Genomic DNA, 6,620 nt, shown 5'->3' with positions numbered 1-6,620 from the left:
CCCCCGCCGGTCGGCTCCCGCCCCTACTGGCAGCTCTGGGGCTTCGACACCGCCATGCGCGTGCGCAACGCGCTGTGGCGGCCCCGGTTCACCATGTACTACCGCACCTTCAGGCTGCCGGACGTGCTGCGCGACCTGGAGGCGGCCGGCTTCGCCGTGGAACTGGCCGCCCTCGAGCCGCTGAGCCGCCGCGCCGACGGCTCGCCGCGCTGCCGCCTGGTCACCGCCCACCGCCGCTGACCCGCCGCCGGAGCGCCGGGCGTCCGCCGCACGGCCGCCGAGCGGTTGCGGGCGGCCGCGGCGGCGCGGCCCAATGGACTCGGTGAAAGCCGGTGCTCCGCACGGACAACGCCTTCCACCGGAAACACCTCTTGGGTGTCGCAACCGGAGGTTTCGGCGAAAGGCAGTGAAGAGGACATGGCCGTCGGCGCATCGAGTGTCACCGTCCCCCAGGAACCGGGCTCCGGGCCCGGGACCGGGCCCGGCAGGGACGGCGGCCCGCGCACCCCGCTCGGCCGCGCCTGGCCCTGGGCCCTGGCCGCCCTGCCGCTGGCCCTGCTCGCCGCGGCGAGCTACCTCGGCCGGTACGTGCGGCCCAGCGCCGACGAGTGGTGCTTCCTGCCCGTGGTCCGCGACGAGGGCGTCCTCGGCCTGGTCCACAAGTTCTACTTCCTGGACAACGGACGCGTCGCCAACGGCCTGCTGGTCGGCGCCTACGCCGAGTTCCCCGTCGCCGGACACCAGTGGTACGGAGCGGTCAGCGGGCTGCTCGTGCTGGGCCTGCTGTGGGCGCTCACCGCGCTGGTGCTGCGCCGGGCCGGGCAGCGCCTGCCGCGCGGCATCGCCCTGACCGCCGCCGCCATGGCCACCGCCGTCATCCTGTTCGCGACCCCCAACACGTACAAGACCTTCTACTGGCCGGCCGCCTCGGTCTCGCACACGGTGGCCCCGGTGCTCGCCGCCGCCGCGGCCCTCCCGCTGCTGCGGGGCGGTGGGAGGCGCGGCCGGGCCCTCGCCCTCGCGGTCGTCCTCGCCGTCGGCGTCTTCCTGGGCACCCTCTCCGAGGAGGCCTCCGTCGTCGCGCTGGTGGTCCTGGCGCTGACCGTGCTCCTCGCCCACCGGGTGCTGACCCCACCCCTCCGGCGGTACGCGCGGACCTGGGCGCTCACCGGCATGGCCGGCATCGCGGCCGGCACCCTGATCCTGGTCACCTCGCCCGGCTCGCGCACCCGGCGCAGCCGCTTCGGCGCCGAGACCACCTCGATGCTCGCCCCCGACACGCTGTACGACGCGGCCGCGGCGTTCGCCCGCATCCTGGCCACCGTGCTGACCACCTGGGCCTACCTGGGCGCGGTCGCCGCCGGAGTGCTCGTCGGCCTGCTGGCCCGCCCCCGGCCCGGCGCCCGCCGCGTCCTGGAGCCGGCCCGCCCCGGCCTGCTGCTGGGCGCGGGGCTGCTCGCCTTCCTGGCCTCCGGCTACCTCTGCACCGTCATCACCTACCCGGTGTTCGGCGCCGGGGTGGTCACCGCCGAACGCACCTGGAACGACTACCTGGTGCTCTGGGTGCTGCTGCTGACCGCGGCCGGCGCGTTCCTCGGCCGGTCCCTGCGCCGCCACGGAGCGGCCACCGCGCTGCCCACGGCGCTGGCCGCCGCCCTGTGCGCGGTGACCGTGGTGGGCCTGACCGTCCCGCTGTACGACCTCGGCGGGAAGATGAGGACGCGGGCCGAGCGCTGGGACCGCCAGGACGCCCGGCTGCGGGCCGGCGCGGCGGCCGGCGAGCGCGTCCTGCCGTACACGCCGGTGAAGGTGGCGTCGATGCTGGAGCCGTTCAGCCAGGACGGCAAGCGCGTCTGGCCCGCCCAGTGCGTCGCCGACTACTACGGCCTGGAGAAGGTCACTCGCGGAACGCGGACTCCCTGACCTGCCCGGCCGGGTCCGCCGGGGGCGCGCCCCGGCGGGCCGTGCGCCGCCCGCCCGCCGCCCCGGCGACGATCGCCCACCGGGCCAGCAGGAACGACAGCGGGGTCACCGCGACGCCGGCGGCCAGCGCGGCGACGTTCTCGCCCATGCCGAGCCGGCTCACCCCCAGGTGCAGCAGCGCCCCGCTGCCCACCAGGTTGACCGCCCCGGAGAGGGGATAGCGCGCCAGCCCCCGCCAGGTCGGCCGGGTCCGGACGGTGACGTACGAGTTGAGCAGGAACGAGCCGAGCACGCTGACCGAGTAGCCGGCCGCGTGCGCCGCCAGATACGGCAGCCAGAGGTTCAGGGTGGCGTACACCGCGTAGTAGACGCCGGTGTTGACCAGTCCGATCAGCGCGAAGGAGGCGAACTGCCGGACGGTGGCGGCGGAGACGGCCCTCACGACTCGGGCCGCGCCCGTCCGGCCGTCTCCAGGCGCGCCGCGGGGCGCCGGCTGGCCGGTCGCTCGGGCCGCTCCGGTCGGCGTACCGGGGCGGCGGACCGGTCGGTCTCCCGCACCACGTAGTGCGGCCGGCGCTTGGCCTCGTGGTAGATGCGGCCCACGTACTCCCCGATCACCCCGAGGATCGCGATCTGGATGCCGCCCAGCGCCGTGATCGCGGTGATCAGCGTGGCGTAGCCGGGCGTCTCGACACCGTCCAGGGCCGCGTTGGCCACGATCCACAGCGCGTACAGCACCGCGGAGAGGAACAGCCACAGCCCGGCGTGGATGGCCAGGCGCAGCGGCCGGGTGTTGAAGGACAGCAGCCCGTCGATGCCGTAGTTCAGCAGCCGCCGCCCGCCCCACTTGGAGCTGCCGGCCGCCCGCTGGACGTTGCGGTAGGAGAAGGAGACGGTGTCGAAGCCGATCCAGGAGAACAGCCCCTTGGAGAACCGGTTGCTCTCCGGCAGCGCCAGCAGGCACTCCACCGCGCGCCGCGACAGCAGCCGGAAGTCCCCGGCCCCGTCGGCGATCTCCACGTCCATGAAGCGCCGCACCAGCCGGTAGTACGCCCGGCTGAACGCCTTGCGCACCGCGCCCTCACCGGTCCGGTCGCGCTGCGCCACCACCTGGTCGTAGCCCTGCCGGTGCAGCTCCAGCATCCGGGGCACCAGCTCCGGCGGGTGCTGGAGGTCGGCGTCCATCAGCACCACCGCCGCGCCCTTGGCGGCGCGCATGCCGGCCAGCAGCGCGGCCTCCTTGCCGAAGTTGCGGCTGAAGGAGGTGTAGCGGACCCGCGGGTCGGCGGCGGCCAGCGCGCGCAGGTGCTCCACCGTGCGGTCCGAACTGCCGTCGTCGACGTAGCAGATCTCGAACGAGACATGCGCGGGGACCAAGGCCGCGAGCAGCGCGGTGTGGAAGGCGTCTATCACCTCGCTCTCGTCGAAGCACGGGACGACGACCGACAGTTGGACCATGGGCTCGCTCTCTCCAGGCACGGGATCGGGGCCAGGACGTTCCGGGCCTGCCACTTCGAGAGGATGGCCGGGCGCGCGGACGGGTTGCCTGGGCCGCCGCCCCGGTTTCCCGGCCCGGCCGCCCCTCCAGTGCAGCGCGCCCCGGTCGGCTCCACCGCCCGGCCGCGTCCGGCCGGGTGACGGCCCGCCGTCGCGGACCCGGGACGGCGGGCCGACGCCGAACGCCCCGCCGCCCCGGCGGGCGCCGGGGCGGCGGGGCGGGGGAGCCGTCGGCGCGCGCCCCCGGCGGGGCGGTCCGCCGGCCCGGACGGCCGGGGCGTCAGCCCCTGCCGACCTCCTTGTTGACGGCGGCGGGCGAGTCGTACTCCTTGTCGGGCAGCGAGCCCAGCGCGTCCATGACCTCCTGGCCGGCCTGGTGCTTCGACGCCTGCTCGACGATGTCCTCCTTCGATGCCGGGTAGTTGACGCCCCCGAGGGCCTTCTGCATCTCGATCGGGTTCACAGCCATGCTGCGATGCGTACCACCGGCCGCCAGGGGCGATACGGGACCGGGGCAGTGTCACGACAATGGAGCACCGGCCGCGCCGGCCCGGCCCGACCGCGCGCCGGCGCTCGCCCCGGCGCGCGGGTAGGCGCGCACTTCTGCCCGTACGCAGCGTGTCCACGCAGAGCGGATCCGTCACGGTTGCATCACAATGCCGTGTGAGGGCCGGAAGGCGCGGGCACACCTTGTGCGGGAGGGCGGTCCCCGGTCCGGGGCCCGGCCCATCGCCCGGCTCCAGGAAGACGGTCCACCGGCGTCGCCGCCTGCCACAGGCGCGCTCCCGCCGTGGCGCCGGCTTCCTCTTCCGTTGCCCCGTGGCGTGGGAAAGGCAGGTACGTTCATGCTGTTGGCGCATCCCGCTGTGCTTCGCGAGCTCGTCGCCCGTTACGAGTCCCTCTGCACCGCCGCCCAGGGGCTGGCCCTGGCGCCGGACCTCCAGCGCAGGCTGGACGACGTGACGTACACGCTCTGCGTGACCACCGGAACGCGGGACCTCGATCATGCGCTGGCCGCCGCCCGCGCCCGGCTCACCGCCACGGCCTCCGCCGTGGTCGCCGCCAAGGACGCCTGCGTGGTCGCCGCCGCCAAGGACGCCTGCGTGGCCGCGGCGCCGCTGGCCTCCGCGTCCGTCGCGCGAGGGGGGTTTTAGGCGGCCCCGGCCCAGGGGTTGACCGGGGCCGCCACGGGGGCCCGCGTCGAAGCGGGCTCCCGGCCAGGGCTCCGGGCGGCACGAGGAGGGAGTGCCGGACGGGAGCCCTGTACCTGCCTCCCCCGAGGGAGAGGCACGATCCGTTCCCGGCTTGTCGCGACCGGGTGTCCGTGCAGTAAATATATTTACCAATGAGTAAGCAAGGGCATGAAAAATTTCATGCCACCGAAGACAGCGAAAACGGCCGAAAACCCTCTTGAAGTCCGGCTCCCGGATGGACGGCCGCCCGCCGCAGCGAGCCGGCTGTCAGTCCTCCAGGAAGAAGTCGTGCTGATCGGCGGCCTGCTCGTAGCCCTCCAGCCGCCGCTGGGTGCGCTCCGGGCTGGCGTCCGCCATCGCCTGGAGCAGCGAGGCCGCCAGCAGGCCCGGGGCCGCGTAGGAGTCGAAGACCAGCCGTGCGCCCGTGCCGGCCGTCAGCACCACGTCCGCCTCCTCCGCAAGCGGGCCCAGCGCGACGTCGGTGACCAGCGCCACCCGCATCCCGGTCCGGCGGGCCGCCCGCAGCGCCGACAACGTCTCCTTGGCGTGCCGCGGCATCGCGAAGGCCAGCGCCCAGTCGCCGCCCGCCTCCCTCGACTGGAGCAGCGCGTCGTAGGCCACGCTGCCGCCCCGCGTCACCAGCCGCACGTCGGGGTGGATGCGCCGGGCCGCGTAGCCGAAGTACTCGGCCAGCGACGCGGAGATCCGCAGCCCCAGCACGGTCAGCGGCACCGAGGCCGCCAGCTCCCGTCCCACGGTGAGGATCCGGCCCGGATCGGCGACCACCCGCCGCAGGTTCTCCAGGTTCTCGATCTCGGCGTCGATCGCCGCCTGCACCTCGTTGCGCAGCGGCTCCTCGCGGGCCGCGTCCGCCGCGCCCGCCACCGCGCTCAGCGCGATCGGCTGGAGCGCCTCGCGCAGCGCCGGATAGCCGCTGTAGCCCAGCGAGGTGGCGAACCGGGTCACCGACGGCTGGCTCACCCCCACCCGCTCGGCGAGATCGGTGATGGACAGGAACGCCGCCTCGGTGAGGTGGTCGCAGACGTACTGCGCGATCCGGCGCTGCGCGGGGGAGAGGCGGCGCCCGCCGAACAGCGCCCGCACCCGCTCCAGCGGATCGGACGGCGGGGTCCCGGCCGCGGGACCGGCCCGCCCCGGTCTGATCGCCGCCGACTGGGCGCGTGCCTGCTGACCTGATGGCACCGGCGTGCCTCCTTCTCGTCCCGCTCGTGCTCAAGATAGTCCACCGGCCTGCGCGTCCCCCGGGCTCCGACCGCCCGCCCACCGACGTGCGCCACCCCGCCGCCCGGGAGCATCCTGGCTGTGAGCCCCGGACCGCCGCCGCCGCGGCGGGCCCGGGACCCGCGCCGAGTGAGGTGGGACGATGCCGGGCACAACCCCCACCGGCGGCCCCGAACCGGACGGCCTGCCCCTGGTGCTGGCCCGGGCCACCGTGGAGGCCGTGGAAGCCACCGGAGGCTTTGGCGGCGGCGTCTACCTGCGCAGCGGCACCCCCGGGCTGCTGCGGCTCGCCGTGCTGGCCGGGCTGCCGGTACGGCTGTTCCGGCCCTGGTGGCGGATGCACGCCAACCGGCCCTTCCCGGTCGCCGAGGCCTACCGCAGCCGGGAGGGCGTCCACCTCGCCGACGCCGAGGACGCCATGCGGCGCTTCCCCCAGCTCATGGCCGGCATGCCCTACCCCTTCGGCTCCCTGTACGTGCCCGTGCTGCACGGCCAGTCCGTCTACGGCGTGCTCGCCGTGATGCGCGCGCCCACCCCGGGCAGCCCGGTCACCGCCGCGGACCGCCGCCGCGCCCACCGCACCGCCGCCCGCCTCGGCGCGGCGCTCGCCGACCTCGCGCTGCACGGCGCGCCGGTCACCTGGGAGGGCGAGCCGTTCGGCGTCCAGCTCCCGGCCGGCGCCCGGGTCCCAGTCGAGCCGGCCGACCCGGACCGGGGGCGTGCCGCCGGCCGGGAGCTGGACGCCGAACGGCTCGCCCTCCCAGG

General features: G+C 75.4%; 7 protein-coding genes and 1 pseudogene. 4 read left to right on the top strand and 4 right to left on the bottom strand.

Features of this window, described 5'->3' with window-relative positions; genetic code table 11:
• Together C6N75_RS16445 and C6N75_RS16440 are read left to right on the top strand one after the other, a co-directional pair.
• A pseudogene (locus tag C6N75_RS16445) lies at positions 1–240 on the top strand (SAM-dependent methyltransferase); the annotation flags it as partial.
• A 177-nt stretch (positions 241–417) separates the two neighbouring features.
• Positions 418–1,923, top strand: coding sequence for a DUF6056 family protein (locus tag C6N75_RS16440; protein ID WP_105869661.1), 1,506 nt, complete (start codon positions 418–420; stop codon positions 1,921–1,923).
• Here C6N75_RS16440 and C6N75_RS16435 read toward each other — a convergent pair.
• The 3 genes from C6N75_RS16435 to C6N75_RS16425 all read right to left on the bottom strand — a co-directional run bounded on the left by C6N75_RS16435 (position 1,898) and on the right by C6N75_RS16425 (position 3,889).
• Entirely contained in the window at positions 1,898–2,365 is a 468-nt protein-coding gene (locus C6N75_RS16435; protein WP_105869660.1) for a GtrA family protein, read from the bottom strand. The two genes, C6N75_RS16440 and C6N75_RS16435, sit on opposite strands and share 26 nt — an antisense overlap.
• Positions 2,362–3,381: a glycosyltransferase family 2 protein gene (locus tag C6N75_RS16430; protein ID WP_105869659.1), complete on the bottom strand. Its 1,020-nt coding sequence runs from the start codon at positions 3,379–3,381 to the stop codon at positions 2,362–2,364. The genes C6N75_RS16435 and C6N75_RS16430 overlap by 4 nt, the downstream gene beginning before the upstream one ends.
• Before the next feature lie 319 nt (positions 3,382–3,700).
• Positions 3,701–3,889 (bottom strand): DUF2795 domain-containing protein, encoded by a 189-nt coding sequence (locus tag C6N75_RS16425; protein ID WP_105869658.1) that lies wholly within the window; start codon positions 3,887–3,889, stop codon positions 3,701–3,703.
• A gap of 376 nt (positions 3,890–4,265) precedes the next feature.
• Here C6N75_RS16425 and C6N75_RS16420 point away from each other — a divergent pair, with 376 nt between their 5' ends.
• The gene (locus tag C6N75_RS16420) at positions 4,266–4,574 is read left to right on the top strand and encodes a DUF5133 domain-containing protein (RefSeq protein WP_105869657.1); all 309 of its coding nucleotides are present in this window, start codon (positions 4,266–4,268) and stop codon (positions 4,572–4,574) included.
• A gap of 306 nt (positions 4,575–4,880) precedes the next feature.
• Here the strand turns inward: C6N75_RS16420 and C6N75_RS16415 are convergent, their stop codons facing one another.
• Complete coding sequence (locus C6N75_RS16415; protein ID WP_105869656.1) at positions 4,881–5,816, bottom strand: MurR/RpiR family transcriptional regulator; 936 nt, start codon at positions 5,814–5,816, stop codon at positions 4,881–4,883.
• Positions 5,817–5,997: 181 nt separating this feature from the next.
• On the opposite strand from C6N75_RS16415, the gene C6N75_RS16410 reads away from it, so the two are divergent.
• Positions 5,998–6,620 (top strand): GAF domain-containing protein (locus C6N75_RS16410; protein ID WP_146132580.1); only part of this gene is annotated, 623 nt, incomplete at its 3' end.

Source organism: Streptomyces solincola, from assembly GCF_002982015.1.
GTDB classification, from domain to species: Bacteria; Actinomycetota; Actinomycetes; order Streptomycetales; family Streptomycetaceae; genus Streptomyces; species Streptomyces solincola.
This window is presented reverse-complemented; position numbering and strand designations above follow the sequence as displayed.

Excerpts from the sequence above, each read along its gene's own strand:
- C6N75_RS16425 (WP_105869658.1), bottom strand. The coding sequence starts at position 3,889 with ATGGCTGTGAACCCGATCGAGATGCAGAAGGCCCTCGGGGGCGTCAAC.
- C6N75_RS16430 (WP_105869659.1), bottom strand. The coding sequence starts at position 3,381 with ATGGTCCAACTGTCGGTCGTCGTCCCGTGCTTCGACGAGAGCGAGGTG.
- C6N75_RS16440 (WP_105869661.1), top strand. The coding sequence starts at position 418 with ATGGCCGTCGGCGCATCGAGTGTCACCGTCCCCCAGGAACCGGGCTCC.
- C6N75_RS16420 (WP_105869657.1), top strand. The coding sequence starts at position 4,266 with ATGCTGTTGGCGCATCCCGCTGTGCTTCGCGAGCTCGTCGCCCGTTAC.